This is a genomic window from Endozoicomonas sp. ALD068 (assembly GCF_049310145.1).
Lineage (GTDB): Bacteria > Pseudomonadota > Gammaproteobacteria > Pseudomonadales > Endozoicomonadaceae > Endozoicomonas_A.
In genome coordinates this window covers 98,425-115,585 of the sequence record NZ_JBLYNU010000004.1, presented here as the reverse complement: position 1 = coordinate 115,585, position 17,161 = coordinate 98,425, and the positions used below count along the sequence as shown (strand labels likewise).

The window sequence follows — 17,161 nt, the reverse complement described above, 5'->3', positions numbered from 1 at the left end:
GACATAACCGCTCATCAGAATATTCAACCCAGGGAGAGAACCATGATCACAAACCATGACGCTGAACCCATCCAGCCTTCCAACCGTGGTCAAGTTGAACCGACCAAGCCGGTACAGCCAATTGATGCGGCTGAGGCTGAGCGCTTTGCTAATCTCAAGAAGCAGGCAGAGATGAAAGAAGGTGAGGCTAGTGAAGTCGAAGACGGCATGATCAGCCCGGAAGAGCTTCAAAGGCAGATCAGGGAGAACCTTTTCAAAAATGGCTTTAACAAGGCTATGGAGAAAGCTCGGGAAATATCTAAAGAGTTAAAAGAGGGCTAACCCTCTAGCTCTTTTACTTTTTTTTGATAGATTTCAATAGGACAAATAACTACATGCATTGGCTTGAGGCATAACCTGAGTCTGTTTCAGGCCAGTTAGACAGGCCACTCAATAAAAGGACCAGAGCCAAACTCAGATCTGATTGTCATACAAGGAGTAGTAAGATTTATGACAGGAACGTTGAGCAATGTTGTAACGCTACCGAGTTCGGCAAAACTCTCTCAGGTCGGTGAAATAAACACCGTTCTCATTAATGCTTTCCAAAAGAGGATATTCCCCCCTGTCGATCCTATTCTTACTGACCTGATTCAACATCTGGTAGAGCTTTCTGAGGCTGGCGAAAACAATGTTCAAATTATGCAGTTCATGGAAGCCAGGCAGAACCTGATAAGATCAGAAAGTGAAATCATAGAATACTTCCGGATGGAAGTATTAAAACATTTTCATGATTTTGAAGAAGAGGACAATACAAACACCTCCATATCCCAGGGTGAGTTGTCATTAATTGACAATGGCGATCTTGAGAAAAAACTGGCGTGGCAGTCTGCCGCCAGACAGCTCAGCATGAATGACCATCTTCAATACTTCAACAATATTCAAAACAGGCTGTCCGGATTAATCCATTATGAGCCGGAGAATAATCCACTCGGTGCTCAGAAGATCTGTGAGAGTTTTGCGCAGGCACTATTTCCCGCTCAGCTGGAACCGGAACTGACCCAGGAGCTGCTTTTACAATTTGCTGTCAAGATAAAGCCTGCAGTGATGGAGCTCTGGCATGAAGTAGACGATTACCTTGACTCTATCGGCCTTGAAATCAGTAAACCGGCTACAAAAATTGCAGAAATACCTGAAGATGAACCCTTTTCAAAATCGAAACACATTCAAGTATTATCAGCGGGGAACAGCAGAGATGCTGTTCCCCGAAATAAGCAAGAAGCGCCTGCACCTGATACGAGTCAAAAAACGGAAGACTCATCCCACATCTGGAATGAAGCATTCATAAATGAGCTGGCAAACAGGCTGCTTTCCAGAGTAGAAGGACTCCTGAATGCTCCGTCAAAGGCTCCTGATGCTACGGTGAGTTGCGATGCCAGTCTGTTTGCCAGCGTCGAGCTAGCCAGCACCCTGACATCTATACAAGAAGAGCTCTCAAGTCAAAATGCCTCTATCTTCAGCCTGGCAGAGTCTATAAAAAGCGCTTTGAAAGACAAAGGCGTAAAACAAAAACTATCACCAAGGCACCGTGACCTTATCAACGTGGTCGGCATGCTGTTCGAGTTTATTCTGGACGATCATGAGTTACCGGATGAAGTTAAAAAACTGATTGGCTTACTTCAGATTCCCGTTTTAAAACTGACTTTGCTGGAAGAAAATTTTTTAACCGATCGCCACCATGCGGCAAGAGAATTGCTCAATGACATGACTTCGGCTGGCATGCGTACGACACTGGAGCCAGAAACCGAGAAGCCAGTCATCGAGTTGATTGAAGACACCATCAAGTACATTATCAAACACTTCACAGAAAACCCTGAAATATTTTCCATTTGTCATAAAAACTTTAACGAAAAGCTACTTAAAATCAGGGGTTCCATAGAGCAGAATCAAACCACGACAGAGCCCAATCAGACTGAATCTGCCGTACATGAAGAGGTTGACATTACCGAGGCTATTGATCCCGAAGCTGAGACAGGCGAGGTTAACAACGAGCTCCAGTTCATCATCTCCAATCTTATTTCTACACGCCAATATACAGTCCCGGAGTCCATGGAAAAGCTGGTTAATGAAGTTTGGTCTGATATTCTGGAGAGTGTCCTTAGTCACTCAGAATCAACAGACGTTTCATGGTTCGATGCCATCAATACACTGGATATTTTGTTATGGAATCTACAAACTGATCACCGTGACTCAGTCTCAACTCAGGACTGGCTTCTGTTGAAAACTATGTTACTCGACTACCTCAACAAAACCAGTCATGACCCCTTTATCGTAGTTGAATGGATGAATGATTTGGACGCACTAATATCAATACCCAGTGAATTCCCCAGAGAAGAAGTCATTACTGTATCCCCCGAAGATTCAACAGCAGAAGAAGTGCATCCAGAACCGGATACCGAAGAGATCGTACTCCAGAGTAAGAGGTTAGATGATTCTGACCTTGAATTAGGTGCTCTTACCCCTGAAGTCGATGATAATGTTTCAGAAGATGACGAAGTCAGCGAAAAGAATACTCTTGATGAACATACCGGAGTGCAACTAATTGTAGGCCAATGGGTTGAATTCATAGGCAAGAAGGATCAGCATTTCCGTTGCAAGCTCTCCTCTATCAATGCAGTCACCCATCGCTATACCTTTGTTAACAGCTCTGGGATGAAAGTTGCCGAAATGTCCGGCTATGCACTCAAGTCCGGCATAGAAAATGAGCGCATCCGTATTATTGAAGACACTCAGTTCTTCGATAAGGCTCTGCATGCCGTGATGAACAAATTCCTGAAGTTTTAGCATCTATCGACGACACATATTCTGAATGCTCTCCAGAACTGATCAAGATAAAAAGGAGGTATCCATTGATCGACCTTGGGAATCTGCGACAGCTCACCGAGGAAGATGCTCCTCTCATGCAGACGCTTCTGGATGAATTCCTGAACACCACAGAAGAAGATCTCAGGTCTCTGGATCAAGCGGTTGAAAAAAAGATGCATCAAGAGATCGCCAGCCTGGCACACCGAATCAAAGGCTCTTCTATGATTGTGGGAGCCAGCCAGCTGATACAGCTGACCAATGAGCTCGAAGAAGTCGGCAAACGCGCTGAAAATGAGAAGTTCGAATCATTACTTTCTGCTATCAAAGAGTGTTACAGCGGTGTTTCTGAAGCTATCAGAAAGCTGTAAAGACCACGACTACAGTTGTCTGACGGGAGCTGTACTCAAACCGGAAAGATCCTGCCGGATAATCTCAGCAGCCAATGTTACCGGAAGCATTCCGATGACCCGGATCAAGGCTACAGAACCACTGTTGCATGCACTCTTTGTTGTTTTAAGACAGTCAAACAGGATACGAGTCTTTTATGGAGGTTTGATGGGAGCGATTTATCCGGTAGAGTAACGCCTCTTAACCCATAAACAGAACGTGCGGAATGAGTCTGACCTCCACCCCACTATCAACACCCTCTCCACAGAGCCTTGCTAAAGACTTGGCCAGGTGTGCCCGGGGGGAACAAAAAGCCTTAAAAAATCTTTACCAGCAGACTTCGGCGAAACTCTTTGCCGTGATCCTGCGTATATTGAAAGACAGGGAGCTTGCTGAAGACTGCCTTCAGCAGGTTTATATCAAAATCTGGCAGGCATCATCCAGCTATAACAGCAGCAAGGCTGCTCCTATGACCTGGATGAACACCATTGCCAGAAATCAGGCACTGGACCATTTGCGAAAGCTGAAACGAGAGCCCCAGATGGAAACGGAAACCCTTGACTTGCAGGTCGACCAGAGTTCCAGCCAGGAACAAATGGTGACGGACAGGCAGAACAGTCAAGAGGTTCACCGCTGTCTGAAAACTCTGAATGATAACCAGAGACGCTGTCTGGAACTCAGTTATTTTGATGGAATGACTCATCAGAATCTTTCTAACCAGCTGGAGGTTCCTATTGGCACCGTGAAAACATGGATTCGACGTGGACTGATGAGGTTGAAGGAATGCATGACCGCTTAGACCTGAGCAATCCTGATGAAAGAAATCAGGCTGCAGCAGACTATGTGCTCGGTTTGCTGACGCCCGATGAAAAAGCTCAATTTGAAGTATTGATGGCCGTGAGCCACGATGCTCAGCGTGAAGTTGATGAATGGCGAGAGCATCTGGATGTTCTGAACGAGGCTTTACTTCCTGTGAAGCCGCCAAAATATATCTGGAAAAATATTCAGAAAGCCACCAGCAACAAAGAATCATTCTGGAGCAGCCTGAAGTTCTGGCAAGGTACCGCTTTTGCCTCTGTTGCCCTGGCTCTTTTGATGGCTCTGGCGAACTTCCAATCGGTCAACCCGACAGGTATGGAGTACGTTTATGTCGTCAATAATCAGGAAAAAAGCCCCGGGTGGATTCTCAACGCATCTCTGGGCAGTAAAAAGCTGGTCATGGAGACCGTTCAGCCTGATTCCGTCCCTGAAGGGAAAGCCTGTGAACTATGGTTGATGATGGATGGTGTTGAGCCCATTTCTCTGGGAATGCTGCCTGAATCAGGCACTAAAGAGATGACGATACCCAGGGGGTGGGCAGAAAAGCTTTCCAAAGCGAAGATTGTAGTCACACTGGAGGACCAGAAGGGCGCACCCAACGGCTGGGATATGGGGCCTGTTCTGAACAAAGGAAACTGGAGTACACGGACTTATTAAACTCATAGACACTGCCTGTAAAAGCAGTGTCTAACCTTATGATTACCAGGGGATCAGGGCACCATCATAGTTAAAAAACTGACCACTGTTCTCCAGCCCAAGCCGCTCAATCACTGCAATCAGTCCTTTTATGGAGATTCGGGTATCAATCAGAGCATTGGGTCCACCCATATCAGTCAAAACCCAACCCGGGTGACAGATAGCAACACTGATTCCCTTATCCGACAGATCGTGCGCCATACTCTTGCCAACGGCATTTAATGCCGCTTTTGTGGAACGATAAATATAGCTTCCACCGCTTGTGTTATCAGCGATACTGCCCATTTTGCTAGTCATCAATACAATCTTTGAACCCTGAGGCATGAATTCAACCAGCTCCTGCACCAGCAAAAGAGGTGCAATAGTGTTGACTTTCATGACCTTGAGCCATTCTTCAGACTCAACTTCGCCGAATTTTAGTCGCTGACCGTAGATGCCCGCATTATTGACCAGTATATCGATCTGCTCTCCCTGCAACGTGTTCTTCAGATTCGTTCTCTGTGCAGGATGGGTTACATCCAGAGGCACCGTCTCCAGCTTTTCACGGTGTTGCTGCTTCAACCTCAGCAGATCTTCCGCTGACTCCGGTGCCCGACAACAGGCATAGACTTTGTCGCCTTTTTCCAAAAACTGCCTGCAATACTCAAGACCCAGACCCCGGTTTGCTCCGGTCACCACCACCGTTTTAGTCATCACTTAACTCCTCATAAAGACTGTCCAGACGAGCCAGATACTCAGACCTTTCTGAACGCTCAAGAAAACTGGCATTGAAGCTGTTTCGAATCAATTGATAAACAGACTGATCGTCCAACCCTAACGCTTGCTGCGTAGCACGGAAATTGTCATTGATATAACCACCAAAATAGGAGGGATCATCAGAATTGACAGTGACACAGAGTCCTTTGTCCAGCATCTGCTTAAGATTATGGTCTGACAGTCTGTCAAATACACACAACTTGACGTTCGAAAGGGGACACACTGTCAAAGGAATTTTGTTCTCAACCAGATATTGAACCAGACTTTCGTCATCCAGGCATCGAACACCATGATCAACCCGCAATACTTTCAGTGCCTTCAAAGCCCCCCAAATGTACTCTGCCGGACCTTCTTCTCCTGCATGAGCAACGGTCTTCAACCCAGCCTGTCTGGCTTTGTCAAAGACCTCGGCAAACATCTCCGGAGGGTTCCCCAACTCAGTAGAGTCGAGACCGACAGCAATCATTCTCTGATGCCAGGGTTTCGACATTTCAAACGTGTTCAGCGCTGCCCCGGCACCCAAGTGTCGGAGAAAACACATAATGATGTGACTGCTGATACCCAGCTGTTTCCTGCCATCCTGAAGTGCGGCATCAATGCCTTCAAACACAGTGCCAAATGCAATACCTCTATCGGTGTGGGTCTGTGGGTCAAAGAAAATCTCGGTATGGATCACATTGTCCTTTTGACAGCGCTCAAGATACGCCCAGGTCAAATCATAGAAATCCTGCCCGGTCTGAAGAACCCGGGCGCCAGCATAGTAAATATCCAGAAAGGATTGCAGATTGGAAAACTGGTAGGCATCCCGGACGTCGTCGATACTTTGGTAGGGAAGGCTGATTTTATTTCTTTCAGCCAGAGAAAACATCAGTTCGGGTTCCAGAGTACCTTCAATATGCAGATGAAGCTCTGCTTTGGGTAACGTGTCAATCATGGAAGAGTCTGCCTTTTCATCTGCCATTGAGGAAAGTCGGGAGTTCATTCTTGAATGAATACTGCATTTCCACGCTAAAAAGAGCTATTCTTTCAGAAGATACTCACAATACTGCTCTGCCTGCAAATCAGGCAGCGATATCAGCAAGAATGCTTTCGCTTTCAGGCGTCCTTTCTTGCTAAAAACCACGGAATGGTACTATGTCGAAAATTGATGGCTCAGGACAACCGCTCCCCCAGACACAATTTGACCCCAAAAAACCCCTTGTCGATGAAGGCAATGCGTCTGCTGATCCCGCCCAAGCGAAGAAATATCTCTCATCAGAGAAGCCAGAGTCAGGACCAGGAAACAAGTCGATTCTCTCCAGAGGTATCAAAACAACGCCCTCGGAAGGCAAATTGGCGCCTGCAGAACTGGGCATGATGTTGGAGTTTTTTAAAGAGGGTGATTTAGTCGGTGCTCAGATGTCCATGGATCGCTTCATCAAGGACCTGAATCAACTGAATAAACTGATCTCAACCTTACCAAAAAATCAGTCAGATGGAGCCATGAAACTGTTAGCCGGCTTCGCTGGCCAGCTCACTGCTGAAGATATCGTCAGTAAACTGGTGGTTTCAGACGTTTCATTGACAGAGCAATTTGAACAAATCAGTGAGTATATGACTCAGCTGGGCACTTCAGAGAACCCGGTCAGAATCATTGCCAAAGTCAGGGCCCATGACTACCTCGATAACAGCAGGCTTGGGCAGGACCTTCTCCCGGAAATGGTTGAGCGTACGGAAAAAGAATGCCTCTCTTCTTTAAGTCAGATGATCAACAAACTGGGGGTGAAGTTACAGGAAGGGGAGCTGACGCCTGATCAGCAGAAGGCCCTGGAGCAGCAACTTCGTCAGATTCGCATCGAAATGTCCGCTTTATAACCGGGCTTAGAAAGAAGAAAAGCCGTCAAACACTGTCTGACGGCTTTTCTTGATCTGAAATCTCTTTAATTCAGACCAGTACCAGCATCACAGTCACCACACTCAAAACCAGAGTGGCTCCATAAAGCAGTGCTTTCAACCCTGCCCCCGGATGAAAACCCAAATCATGCAGTCCGTGGTAAATCCGGTGGATACAGGCCCAGTAGGAAGGCACCAGGGCGACCAGAAGAACCAACTGTCCAATCAGGTTATTCAGGAAGAAACCTGACATTCTTTCATAAGAAAGCGCTTCTGCAGGAATCACGCCCAGAGATACCGCCAGGATCACCAGGATCACAGCCGGGAAGAAGAAGGCGATTGTCGTGCCACCAGCGCCAAACAGGCTCCAGAGCAACGGCTCAATATGTCTTTTCTGACTCATGACTCTCTCCCTCAAAACCGCACTAGAGCTGCAAAAATAATGACAGAAACAGCTGCCAGACCTGCATACATCAGTTTATTGACCACATTATCAGCCACTATCTTGCGAATCTGCTGAGGTAATACCCGTGGTGTCATATCAAAAAAGGTGACTGCATGAAACAGAGTCATCCCCAGTGTCACAACAGTGAACAAAATCATCAGAGGATTAGCCTGAAAAGACAGCCAGGCCTCCCAGGCATCTTTTCCCCGGGTTAGCTGAAGAATACCGAAGAACAGGTTGATACTGTATAGCGCATCAAACAGAGAGGTTGCTTCCCTGACCATATAGGTGCGGTAAAAAGGATGATCCTTATACCAGGTGCGCTTCATGGGGCGCACATAAGGACGACGACTCATCACTTGCCTCCTTTACGCGGCATCAGGAAAGACAAAGCCCAGTCCTGGGCACCCTGCAACTTGTTCTGGTTGATAGCAGCAGCCGGATCGACATTCTTCGGGCAGACCTCTGAGCAATAGCCCACGAAGGTACAGGACCAAACACCATTCTTGCCCTGAATGACTTCGGTACGCTCATCATAACCATCATCCCGCGTATCCAGATTATAACGGTGTCCCAGTGCAATAACGGCTGGGCCCGTAAACAGCGGATTAATTCCCATTTGCGGGCAGGCTGAATAGCAAAGCATGCAGTTAATGCAGCTGGAGAACTGCTTGTAAAGGCTCAACTCTTTGGGTGTCTGTCTGTTCACACCTTCTGCAACCGGTTTTTCCATTGCGTTGATGATGTAGGGCTTAACGGACTCCAGTTTTTTGATAAAGTCTTCTGCATCCACCACCAGATCCCGCTCAATCGGGAAGTTAGCCAGAGGTTCTACCTTGATAGTGCCCTTGTAATCCCTCAGGAAGGTCTCACAACCCAGCTTTGGTGTTCCATTAATGACCATACCGCAGCTACCGCAGACAGCCATACGGCAAGACCAGCGATAGGCCAGGGAAGAGTCCAGTTCGTCCTTGATGTATTCAAGGGCATCCAACATGGACCACTCATCAAGGAAAGGCACCTCAAACTTGCCATAAACGGGCTTCTCATCGCTTTCCGGGTTGTACCTCAGAATCTCGATGTTGATTGTCTTGTGACTCATTTTCAGCTCTCCCGTCACTTTGTATCAGAAGCCGCAGCACTCTTTTCAGCCACAGTGCCCTTCTCAGCCGCTGCACCGTAAACACGCTCTTCTGGCTGATAACGAGTAATATTGACGTTCTGGTAGTCCAAACGGGGAGCTGAGTCACCGTTATAGTAGGCCAGAGTGTGTTTCAGGAACTTCTCGTCGTCACGGTGTTCGAAGCCATCAATCCGCTGGTGAGCACCACGAGACTCCTTGCGATTCAGGGCGCCTACAGCCATGGTTTCAGCGACAGCGAGAGAGCTTTGCAACTCAAAAGCCTGCAAGAGCTCAGTGTTGAAAGCCTTGCTGCGGTCTTCAACCCGAACTTTACGAAAGCGCTCACGAAGCTCTGCAATCTTGTCGACCCCTTCCTGCATCTCTTCGCCGATTCGATAGATACCAAAACAACGCTCCATAGTTTTCGCCATCTCATGACGAATGTGAGAAGCTTTTTCAGTACCCTTTGCGTTGCGCAGGCTTTCGATGCTGGCCAGGTGCATCTTCGCCTGATCCATTAGCTTTTTCTCATTGGACATTACAGCCTGTTGAGCAAACCCAGCTGCTTTATCACCCGCCAGGGCACCGAATACCACCGTTTCTGCCAGCGAATTTGAGCCCAGACGGTTGGCACCATGCATACCTACGCTGGCACATTCACCCGCAGCGAAGAGGCCGGGAATATCGGCGGCACAGTTGATATCAGTCCGGATCCCCCCCATGGTGTAATGAACCGCAGGACGAACCGGGACAGGCTGATGAACAGGATCAACACCTACATAGTTTTTAGCCAGTGAGCAGATCAGCGGCAGGCGCTCCATCAGTGTTTTTTCACCCAGGTGACGAAGATCCAGCAGTACGGCATCACCCAGAGGGGTTTCAATGGTATTGCCCTTGCGCTGCTCATTCCAGAAAGCCTGAGAGAGCTTGTCACGTGGGCCCAGTTCCATGTACTTGTTCTTTGGCTGACCCACCGGTGTCTCCGGACCCAGGCCGTAATCCTGCAAATAGCGATAGCCATGCTTATTGAGGAGAATACCGCCTTCACCACGACATCCTTCCGTCATCAGAATTCCTGAACCGGGCAGACCGGTTGGGTGATATTGAACAAACTCCATATCTCTCAGGGGCGCACCCGCTCTCATAGCCATGCCATGACCATCACCGGTCACAATGGCACCATTAGTGTTGAAGCGGAATACACGACCAGAACCACCGGTTGCCATAATCACGGCTTTAGCCAGAAAAACCTTCGGCTCACCGGTTTTAACTTCAATAGCCACCACACCCTGAATACGGCCCTCTTCAACAATCAGGTCAGTAGCAAAGTACTCGTCAAAACGTTCAATAGCAGGATATTTGACAGATGTCTGGTAAAGCGTGTGCAACATGTGGAAGCCGGATTTGTCAGCAGCAAACCAGGTTCTCTCAATCTTCATACCGCCAAATGGACGTACATTAACATTACCATCCGGTTTCCGGCTCCATGGACATCCCCAGTGTTCCAGCCGAATCATTTCTTCAGTAGCATTCTGAACAAAGTAATCGACAGCATCCTGATCACAGAGCCAGTCACCACCCGAAACGGTATCCTTGAAGTGATTCTCGAAAGAGTCATGATCCTGAATAACGCCAGCCGACCCCCCTTCTGCTGCCACAGTGTGACTGCGCATCGGGTAGACTTTTGAAAGCAGTGCGATATTCAGGTTTGGGTCTTTTTCTGCAACCGCTATAGCTGCACGAAGGCCAGTAGCGCCAGCACCTACAATTGCAACATCGGTCTTAATGACCTGCATTTTATGCCAACCTCTTCTGAAGGTCCGGCCTTTCAGTCAGGCAGCAGCCTTCATCAAAACCGGACAGGGGTGAGTGAAATCGTCAGAAAGGAAACCTTTTGGGTAATCTCTGGCTACTGCCTGATGGATGGTTGGATTTTCAATGCTCACATTGAAAGCCAGTATAGCTCTATTCAATGCTCTTTATGGCTGATGCAATGACAGTGGCCAACCAAACCCATTAATAAGTTAATAAGTTGAATATACTCACTAAGAACATCTTAAACAATCAGTTCAAATCTCATAGTTATGAGTATTTAACACATACTGACTCTCACAGGGGGAGTACAATGTCCGAACCATTATTATTCACACCAAAAATACGGGTAAGCCAGTATCTGAATATGACTCAGGGACTGAGAAAAAACGATCAGGGAAGGTTATCGCGTTATATATGAATCACAATCATTTTGGCTCATCGAACATGGAGTGATCGTTGGTAATACTGGTTACAGCTTCAGAGTTAATTCTTTCAAAGCGTTTTTGTAGCGCCTTGATTTGCAGATCCACACTGGCATCAACAACCCCGATGTCACTCTCCATGATACAGTCACCGGTAGACAGACGCTCATCCGAAACAAGATCTATAAAGCCTACACCTTTGTATTCCCCCAGTATTTCATTGAGTCTTGCTTTAACCATCTTGAATTGACTGGGAGGGATACGTATGGTGACTTGCTTCTCATTTCTGACATGCTGTAGGGCATTTTTTACCAGACTTACGGCAAGTTCTTCCTGATCATATTCACCAATTATTTTTTTAATCCCCGACATCAGAATATCAGCCAGGGCTTTCTCCACCTCTGAGAGATAGTTTATGGTTCGACTGACAACCTTAAGCATCTGCTCAGCCTGATCCACCTTACCTTCTGCTAAACCTTCTTCAAAACCTCTCTGCTTTTCTTTCTCATAGGCCTGACGAGACTGCTCCAGTATTTCTCTGGCATGCTCCCGAGCTTTGCTGACGATTTCTTCAGACTCAAGATAGTCTGCATAATCTTGTGATTTCAGGACTTTCGCTGACGGGTCAATCGTCAACTGTCCGGAAGTCAGACGAACAGGTGACGCCATTCTCTATTCACCTCTTTATGAACTTTAACGACCAGTGTCTTGCACTGATTGATATCCAGGTCCGATTTCTCTGAACTCCGGTCTGAACTCCAGATAGTATCGCGAAATGAAACAGGCAGTTTTAATTCCAGCCTTTTGATAAAGGCAGGAGAACTCTCTGAGAAAGCCCTTCCAAGCACCTGAAAACCGGATTGCGTAAGATATCGTTTAAAACTATCGAGATGATCCCAGTCAATCAAAAAACTTGGCCCCAGATCAGTTCCGATGCGACTGAAAAACTGCGCCTTTTTAACCGCGAAACGAAACCCATCCTCACCCAACGTTTTCTTTAGCAACAGCCTTTCCCGCTTACGAAGGGTATTTCGAATAACACTTTCGTTGAGAATAATACCCAAATAAAAAGCCAGTTTTGTAATGGCTTCTTCGTCAGCCAGCGCTACTCTTTTGTGCTTTTCATCAAAGTCGTAATCAAAGTCGTTGCTAAGATCAAACTCTTTTAATAAAAAATGAGACAGATGAAAATCTGCATTACCGGCCTTTCTGAGCTGTTTGACCAATGGTGATAACTTGATGGTTTGCAACCAGCTGTGATGGATAAAGCGCACCAGGTACAGGTTAAATTCAGCAATGGACTGAAACAGTTCTAATTCAGGGTCCATCTGAAGGTTTGGTTGCTCTGTGTTCATTCAGTCTTCCTGACTTTCTTCTTGCCTTTCTTCATAAACATCATCCAATACAGTGCTCCACAACCAGCAAGGGTCATGATCAAAAGAAACAGGAGCCCATAGATAACCCCTCTCAAAGCCCCTGCAGAAGAAGGATTGACCTTAACGAAAAATACCGATTCCATTTTGGGTGCAGCACTGCTCCCCTGATTAATACGGGTAGCAGGAAACAGAGAAACCGTGATTTTATCCAGGGACAGTCCTTCAATACTGTTAGACACCAGTGTTTTGACCTTTGGAATGAAACCCGCCAGCTCCAGCTCTGGTGTGTACTTGATAAACACAGAGGCCGATGAAGGGTAATTGACGTCACTCAGAGAATCCTGCTCCTGAGGCAACACCACATGAACACGAGCGGTGATGACACCATCAATCATGGATAATGTTGATGAAAGCTCCTGTGACATGGAATAGGTATAACGAGCTCTCTCTTCAGTGGGTGAGGAGATCAGACCATCTTTCGGAAAAATATCACCAATGGAAGAGTACTTCTCCTTGGGATATCCATAACCACGCAACAACTTGATCGAACGTGAAACTTCGTCAGATGGCACCATCAGGGTCACCATCTTTTCTTTATTAATGAGCTTCTCTGCAGGTATGCCCCCATCCAGCAGGATAGCCAGCATATCATTGCCTTCCTTTTCAGAAAGACCAGAGTAGAGCTCAACCTTACACCCGGCCAGCAGAAAGCTGAGACAGATGACTCCCAGGTATTTCAGAGTACGGTGCACAGTTCCCTTGATCATGAACGGGTGACTCCGGCTGTATTTCTGGATCCAAAATAACCAGACAGCTGTGCACCTGCTTCAGGACTCCGTCAGGAATTACTGATTGCGCAGCAGAGTATCAAACGTCTGGGTACTCTTACTGACAATCTTCCCTATGTAGTCCTCGGTGACCATCAGGTTGGTCATGGCCATCTGGGTTTTAAACATGTCCTGCATGGTCATGGTTTCACCAGGCTGCAGGTTGGAGACGACATTCTCTTTACCTGCTTCAACATGCTCTCTTAACCCCTGCATACCTCTGAGAATCTTATCTCCCAGAGTCAGGGCTCCCCCTTCTGGCTGACCAACAGCTGATGCAGCTTGTATTGCCTGCTGTCCATCGGCATCACCTGACAGCAAGTTGCCAAATTTATCTGCCGCACCTGCATCCACTTTCTCCGGAACGGCAAAGGTTTCGGCAGATTCAAGTGCTTTCTCTGTCAGGCCTTTTGAGTTGATAATATTTTCGGCCATATAACAGACCTCTTGAGTTGGTCACAGTTTTCAGCAGGTCAAGCCTGCCACCCTACGGAGCCTTAAGCAGCAAGCTGCTCAGATTGTCTTATTATTGTTTCGATAGCACTTTCGACGGTTGGACGGGAGAACTGTTCATTATTGAGATAAATCAACCAGACCAGTTCCTCTTCTCCTTTCAGTCCTGCCTGCAATGGCAGCACAAGTGACTGGGTGTAATGACACTTTTTTAGCGCGTAAACCAGACTTTTGGAGGCATCGAATCGGGACAATCCCTGAACCATGTAGACCAGAACACCCTCTTCCTGTGTCTCCAGATACAGGGTCCTTTCTGATTCAAATTCCATGCTGATCACTCCGGATACGCCGAAACTGAGTCCCTCAACACCCATTCCCCGGCCGATATCCGAAACCACCTCATCGCGCCAATCCATAGCTTGCTTCCCTCGTGCTAAACAGCTTTCACAGGCACGCCCTGCCCTTTTTCAGCTGTAGAGTCTTCAATGGTGGCTACTGAGATTTTTGTTCCTTCCCAGCAGCAAAAAAAGGCGTTTCAACTTTCTTACTTGATGGCAAATCCAGAGAGGCGGTTACTTCACCCAGAAAACTATCATCCAGCTTGGCATCCAGATCAGCCTCTTCAATGGCCTCTGACTCTTCCTCTTCAATTTTGCTATCCAGACTGTCTGTTGCCGCAGACAGCATATTCAGTTTGGTCTCATCATTGGTAAATACTTCTTCGGGAATGGACCTCACGATATCGACGATGGAAGTCAACGCAAAAATATGAGCTTCCAGTTTTTCCAGATTCATTTTTAACGGCAATTTTTCAAAATCAGACTCTGTCACCCACTGTTGATCGACAAGATCGAGCATCTCTTCCATCAGCACCAATCGAACGACTTTTTCTTCAGGGAATGTTCTTTCCAGCCTCTCTTCAGCTTCGCAACAGGCATCATGAACACCCGACTGAATCTTCAGCCCTTTCATATCATCAATAATGACTTTCAATCTGACCGGTGAAGTGGAGTGAGTGGTGCAGTTCAAATCCGTCGCAAGGAGATCAAGTTGTCCCTGAATAGCTCCTTCCAGATTCTCTGCTCCGTAGGTTTCTACCAGATAGCGATAAGTTGTCTTGAGTGAACCGTCATCACGCACATGATCCATCTTCGCTGAATCAATGAGGTTGGCATAGCTTTCACGGACCGTACGAACATCAACATCAAAGCCCATCTCTTCGATCATCTCGGCTGCTGACTCAGAGATATTGAGGCCAGCCTGGATCAGTGTCGGGTTCTTTTCCCTGATGCTTTGCTGAGCCGTACGAATTTGATTGGCTTTTTCCTGGTCTCCCTGCTCTTCAAAATATTCTGCGGCAAAATCCAGTGCCGCAAATTGCTCAAGCACGTCGTCCGAAAATTCCTGGGCCTGCTTGAGAACCTGATTGGGGTTGAGATTGGTTTGATTACTGAAATTGTTAACCAGATCCTTGAATGCCTGGGTTTCCTGAATAGCCTGTATTTTCTTGATGCGCTCAAGCAGCTTGTCGGAGAGTTCTGAACCACTGGAAAGTTTTCTGTCTTTGAGTTTGGTTTGCTTGAAGCGGTCAGCGACCATGGAAAGCTCTTCTGCACTGTCAAGCAGCGCAGAAGTGGCATCAGACCGAACCTGAACCGTTTGTCCGGCAACCTTGCCTTTGGCTCCCTGGTTGCCTGCAACGTTCTGGTTACTCTCCAGAAACGATGGCGCTGATGCACCACCGGCCCTGTCGAGTGGAATAGTCATGTCATGCCTCCTGCATGCAGTAGACGGCAATCCTCAGAGATTGAACGTCTCTGTTTAGCCTCGTGTAGTGGTTTTCAGTGTTTCGAACCAGGTTCGTATAATTTCGTCCATCTTACTTTGAACAGTCTTCACCATGTCCTGTTGCAACTGCATCCACTCAGATGCACTCTGAGCCGAGTTTTCGTGGGTTTTCTGGTAGGCTTCATGCTCTTTCTGTAATGCCTGGTGTTTTGAAGCGTGATAGTTAACGCCCGCAGAAACAATGTCACCCCCACCCGTCGCTATCTGAGCCTGCTGGGTAGCCAACTGCATCCTGATCTGCTTCTCAGCGGCGGAACCACCACCCCGTGCACCATTAATTGCAATCATACCTGCACCTATTTTCATGGTACCGCTGATCGTGCCTGCTATCAGAGTGTAGAGGGCCGCTGATCTCATTTCTTCGGCCTGGTGCAAAACTTCCTGCTTGGCTGCATCATACTCAGCGGCCCTGGTTTCTCTGGCGGTTCTTCGACCCTGAACCCCCATCTCGTGAAGGAGTTCAAACACAGTAAAAATGTCCACCAGCTGTTGCAGCACTCTGTCACCGATCGGGCTGCCTGTTGATAGTACGTTGGCGACCTTTGCCATCTCTTGCAAATGAGCAAGCTGATTAGAATCTATTGATCGGGCAAGCTTACCTTGAGTTTTCAACGATTGAGGATCGGCCGTGGCCAGCAACACATCGGCTTCTGCATCACTAAACCCCATCTGTTTCAGTAGTTCTTTCTGTTGTTCAGTACCAAATGTCTGGCCGTTCAACAGAGCCGTCAAACGTTCTGCCTGAGCATTGCTGAATCCCTGAGAGGCAAGGGCCGATTTATTTTTCCCGGACCCGGCCTGATGAGTTGACATCAGTGAATTGCCTTCATCATCCGGATCAGCCAGTGACAGCAAGGCATCCACCTGACTTTCACTGAAACCCATGGCCTTCAGAGCATCTTTTTTACCCTGTAAGGCTGATTCACCGCCATGCAGGGACGCCAGAGAGTTGCCTGCATCATCCGGATCAGCCAGTGACATCAGGGCATCGAGCTGGCTCTGACTGAAGCCCATTCCGGCAAGAACACTTCTCTTACCCTCAGCAGTTCCGAGATTATGGCCATGAAGGTTACTTATAAGACCGGCGCTGCCTTTCAAAAGATCAGCGTTTTTTTTCAGTTGCTGTTGCTGTTCCGGGCTGAGGTTACCAGTGCGCAACCCTTCCGCCAGCTTCTGAGTATTTTCAAGAGATGACTGAGTTTGCTTGCTGATATCGTTGACGTCAGAACTGGCTGTTTCAAGATGGGTGGGCTTGACATCACCGGGTTTATCAAGCTCTGGTGCTCTCTTCTGTTGACCTTTCAAAACTTCGGTACTTTTGCTTTCACGGGAATATCGAAGGTTTTCGCCGTCAAGATCTCCCCGTCCGACTTCATCCAGCGGCGCTGTGCCACCTGACCCTGATGTCTGGGAACTATAGTCCACTGGCGTATTCTGTGACGCGCCTGTCTGTCCTACCTGTGACATAATCTACCTCCTTG

General features: G+C 47.4%; 19 protein-coding genes. 6 read left to right on the top strand and 13 right to left on the bottom strand.

The window, feature by feature from the left end; genetic code table 11:
• Positions 1-42: 42 nt before the first annotated feature.
• From ACO6V5_RS00520 to ACO6V5_RS00500, 5 genes are all read left to right on the top strand, one after another.
• Entirely contained in the window at positions 43-321 is a 279-nt protein-coding gene (locus ACO6V5_RS00520) for a hypothetical protein (RefSeq protein WP_422134863.1), read from the top strand.
• A 168-nt stretch (positions 322-489) separates the two neighbouring features.
• Positions 490-2,820: a DUF1631 family protein gene (locus ACO6V5_RS00515; protein ID WP_422410745.1), complete on the top strand. Its 2,331-nt coding sequence runs from the start codon at positions 490-492 to the stop codon at positions 2,818-2,820.
• Positions 2,821-2,885: 65 nt separating this feature from the next.
• Positions 2,886-3,209: an Hpt domain-containing protein gene (locus ACO6V5_RS00510; protein ID WP_422134865.1), complete on the top strand. Its 324-nt coding sequence runs from the start codon at positions 2,886-2,888 to the stop codon at positions 3,207-3,209.
• 245 nt (positions 3,210-3,454) lie between these two features.
• Complete coding sequence (locus tag ACO6V5_RS00505) at positions 3,455-4,027, top strand: sigma-70 family RNA polymerase sigma factor (protein WP_422134866.1); 573 nt, start codon at positions 3,455-3,457, stop codon at positions 4,025-4,027.
• On the top strand, positions 4,012-4,704 hold the full coding sequence (locus ACO6V5_RS00500) for an anti-sigma factor (protein ID WP_422134867.1): 693 nt from the start codon (positions 4,012-4,014) through the stop codon (positions 4,702-4,704). Before ACO6V5_RS00505 ends, ACO6V5_RS00500 begins: the two co-directional genes overlap by 16 nt.
• Before the next feature lie 42 nt (positions 4,705-4,746).
• Here the strand turns inward: ACO6V5_RS00500 and ACO6V5_RS00495 are convergent, their stop codons facing one another.
• Together ACO6V5_RS00495 and ACO6V5_RS00490 are read right to left on the bottom strand one after the other, a co-directional pair.
• The gene (locus tag ACO6V5_RS00495; RefSeq protein WP_422134868.1) at positions 4,747-5,436 is read right to left on the bottom strand and encodes an SDR family oxidoreductase; all 690 of its coding nucleotides are present in this window, start codon (positions 5,434-5,436) and stop codon (positions 4,747-4,749) included.
• Positions 5,429-6,433: an adenosine deaminase gene (locus tag ACO6V5_RS00490; RefSeq protein ID WP_422138698.1), complete on the bottom strand. Its 1,005-nt coding sequence runs from the start codon at positions 6,431-6,433 to the stop codon at positions 5,429-5,431. Before ACO6V5_RS00490 ends, ACO6V5_RS00495 begins: the two co-directional genes overlap by 8 nt.
• A gap of 200 nt (positions 6,434-6,633) precedes the next feature.
• Between ACO6V5_RS00490 and ACO6V5_RS00485 the strand changes: the two genes are divergently transcribed.
• Positions 6,634-7,353, top strand: a complete 720-nt coding sequence (locus ACO6V5_RS00485) for a hypothetical protein (protein WP_422134870.1) — start codon at positions 6,634-6,636, stop codon at positions 7,351-7,353.
• 70 nt (positions 7,354-7,423) lie between these two features.
• On the opposite strand, the gene frdD is transcribed toward ACO6V5_RS00485, so the two are convergent.
• The 11 genes from frdD to ACO6V5_RS00430 form a co-directional block, all read right to left on the bottom strand.
• The gene (gene frdD, locus ACO6V5_RS00480) at positions 7,424-7,774 is read right to left on the bottom strand and encodes a fumarate reductase subunit FrdD (RefSeq protein ID WP_317145485.1); all 351 of its coding nucleotides are present in this window, start codon (positions 7,772-7,774) and stop codon (positions 7,424-7,426) included.
• 11 nt (positions 7,775-7,785) lie between these two features.
• On the bottom strand, positions 7,786-8,172 hold the full coding sequence (locus ACO6V5_RS00475; RefSeq protein WP_422410739.1) for a hypothetical protein: 387 nt from the start codon (positions 8,170-8,172) through the stop codon (positions 7,786-7,788).
• Positions 8,172-8,918 (bottom strand): succinate dehydrogenase/fumarate reductase iron-sulfur subunit, encoded by a 747-nt coding sequence (locus ACO6V5_RS00470; RefSeq protein ID WP_422138700.1) that lies wholly within the window; start codon positions 8,916-8,918, stop codon positions 8,172-8,174. The genes ACO6V5_RS00475 and ACO6V5_RS00470 overlap by 1 nt, the downstream gene beginning before the upstream one ends.
• 14 nt (positions 8,919-8,932) lie before the next feature.
• Positions 8,933-10,735, bottom strand: coding sequence for a fumarate reductase (quinol) flavoprotein subunit (gene frdA / locus ACO6V5_RS00465; RefSeq protein WP_422410737.1), 1,803 nt, complete (start codon positions 10,733-10,735; stop codon positions 8,933-8,935).
• 444 nt (positions 10,736-11,179) lie between these two features.
• Positions 11,180-11,845, bottom strand: a complete 666-nt coding sequence (locus tag ACO6V5_RS00460; protein WP_422134874.1) for an HrpE/YscL family type III secretion apparatus protein — start codon at positions 11,843-11,845, stop codon at positions 11,180-11,182.
• Positions 11,824-12,531 (bottom strand): SctK family type III secretion system sorting platform protein, encoded by a 708-nt coding sequence (locus ACO6V5_RS00455; protein ID WP_422134875.1) that lies wholly within the window; start codon positions 12,529-12,531, stop codon positions 11,824-11,826. The genes ACO6V5_RS00460 and ACO6V5_RS00455 overlap by 22 nt, the downstream gene beginning before the upstream one ends.
• Positions 12,528-13,319, bottom strand: a complete 792-nt coding sequence (gene sctJ, locus ACO6V5_RS00450; RefSeq protein WP_422134876.1) for a type III secretion system inner membrane ring lipoprotein SctJ — start codon at positions 13,317-13,319, stop codon at positions 12,528-12,530. Before sctJ ends, ACO6V5_RS00455 begins: the two co-directional genes overlap by 4 nt.
• 78 nt (positions 13,320-13,397) lie before the next feature.
• On the bottom strand, positions 13,398-13,814 hold the full coding sequence (locus tag ACO6V5_RS00445; protein WP_422134877.1) for an EscI/YscI/HrpB family type III secretion system inner rod protein: 417 nt from the start codon (positions 13,812-13,814) through the stop codon (positions 13,398-13,400).
• A 62-nt stretch (positions 13,815-13,876) separates the two neighbouring features.
• Positions 13,877-14,248, bottom strand: coding sequence for a hypothetical protein (locus ACO6V5_RS00440; protein ID WP_422134878.1), 372 nt, complete (start codon positions 14,246-14,248; stop codon positions 13,877-13,879).
• A 76-nt stretch (positions 14,249-14,324) separates the two neighbouring features.
• Complete coding sequence (locus ACO6V5_RS00435) at positions 14,325-15,599, bottom strand: TyeA family type III secretion system gatekeeper subunit (RefSeq protein WP_422134879.1); 1,275 nt, start codon at positions 15,597-15,599, stop codon at positions 14,325-14,327.
• A gap of 54 nt (positions 15,600-15,653) precedes the next feature.
• Complete coding sequence (locus ACO6V5_RS00430) at positions 15,654-17,147, bottom strand: hypothetical protein (protein ID WP_422134880.1); 1,494 nt, start codon at positions 17,145-17,147, stop codon at positions 15,654-15,656.
• Positions 17,148-17,161 lie beyond the last annotated feature (14 nt).

Bases quoted from the DNA above. Each gene is read 5' to 3' on its own strand.
- ACO6V5_RS00520 (WP_422134863.1), top strand. From the start codon at position 43: ATGATCACAAACCATGACGCTGAACCCATCCAGCCTTCCAACCGTGGT.
- ACO6V5_RS00515 (WP_422410745.1), top strand. From the start codon at position 490: ATGACAGGAACGTTGAGCAATGTTGTAACGCTACCGAGTTCGGCAAAA.
- ACO6V5_RS00505 (WP_422134866.1), top strand. From the start codon at position 3,455: ATGAGTCTGACCTCCACCCCACTATCAACACCCTCTCCACAGAGCCTT.
- ACO6V5_RS00500 (WP_422134867.1), top strand. From the start codon at position 4,012: ATGCATGACCGCTTAGACCTGAGCAATCCTGATGAAAGAAATCAGGCT.
- ACO6V5_RS00495 (WP_422134868.1), bottom strand. From the start codon at position 5,436: ATGACTAAAACGGTGGTGGTGACCGGAGCAAACCGGGGTCTGGGTCTT.
- ACO6V5_RS00490 (WP_422138698.1), bottom strand. From the start codon at position 6,433: ATGATTGACACGTTACCCAAAGCAGAGCTTCATCTGCATATTGAAGGT.
- ACO6V5_RS00485 (WP_422134870.1), top strand. From the start codon at position 6,634: ATGTCGAAAATTGATGGCTCAGGACAACCGCTCCCCCAGACACAATTT.
- frdD (WP_317145485.1), bottom strand. From the start codon at position 7,774: ATGAGTCAGAAAAGACATATTGAGCCGTTGCTCTGGAGCCTGTTTGGC.
- ACO6V5_RS00475 (WP_422410739.1), bottom strand. From the start codon at position 8,172: ATGAGTCGTCGTCCTTATGTGCGCCCCATGAAGCGCACCTGGTATAAG.
- ACO6V5_RS00470 (WP_422138700.1), bottom strand. From the start codon at position 8,918: ATGAGTCACAAGACAATCAACATCGAGATTCTGAGGTACAACCCGGAA.
- frdA (WP_422410737.1), bottom strand. From the start codon at position 10,735: ATGCAGGTCATTAAGACCGATGTTGCAATTGTAGGTGCTGGCGCTACT.
- ACO6V5_RS00460 (WP_422134874.1), bottom strand. From the start codon at position 11,845: ATGGCGTCACCTGTTCGTCTGACTTCCGGACAGTTGACGATTGACCCG.
- ACO6V5_RS00455 (WP_422134875.1), bottom strand. From the start codon at position 12,531: ATGAACACAGAGCAACCAAACCTTCAGATGGACCCTGAATTAGAACTG.
- sctJ (WP_422134876.1), bottom strand. From the start codon at position 13,319: ATGATCAAGGGAACTGTGCACCGTACTCTGAAATACCTGGGAGTCATC.
- ACO6V5_RS00445 (WP_422134877.1), bottom strand. From the start codon at position 13,814: ATGGCCGAAAATATTATCAACTCAAAAGGCCTGACAGAGAAAGCACTT.
- ACO6V5_RS00440 (WP_422134878.1), bottom strand. From the start codon at position 14,248: ATGGATTGGCGCGATGAGGTGGTTTCGGATATCGGCCGGGGAATGGGT.
- ACO6V5_RS00435 (WP_422134879.1), bottom strand. From the start codon at position 15,599: ATGACTATTCCACTCGACAGGGCCGGTGGTGCATCAGCGCCATCGTTT.
- ACO6V5_RS00430 (WP_422134880.1), bottom strand. From the start codon at position 17,147: ATGTCACAGGTAGGACAGACAGGCGCGTCACAGAATACGCCAGTGGAC.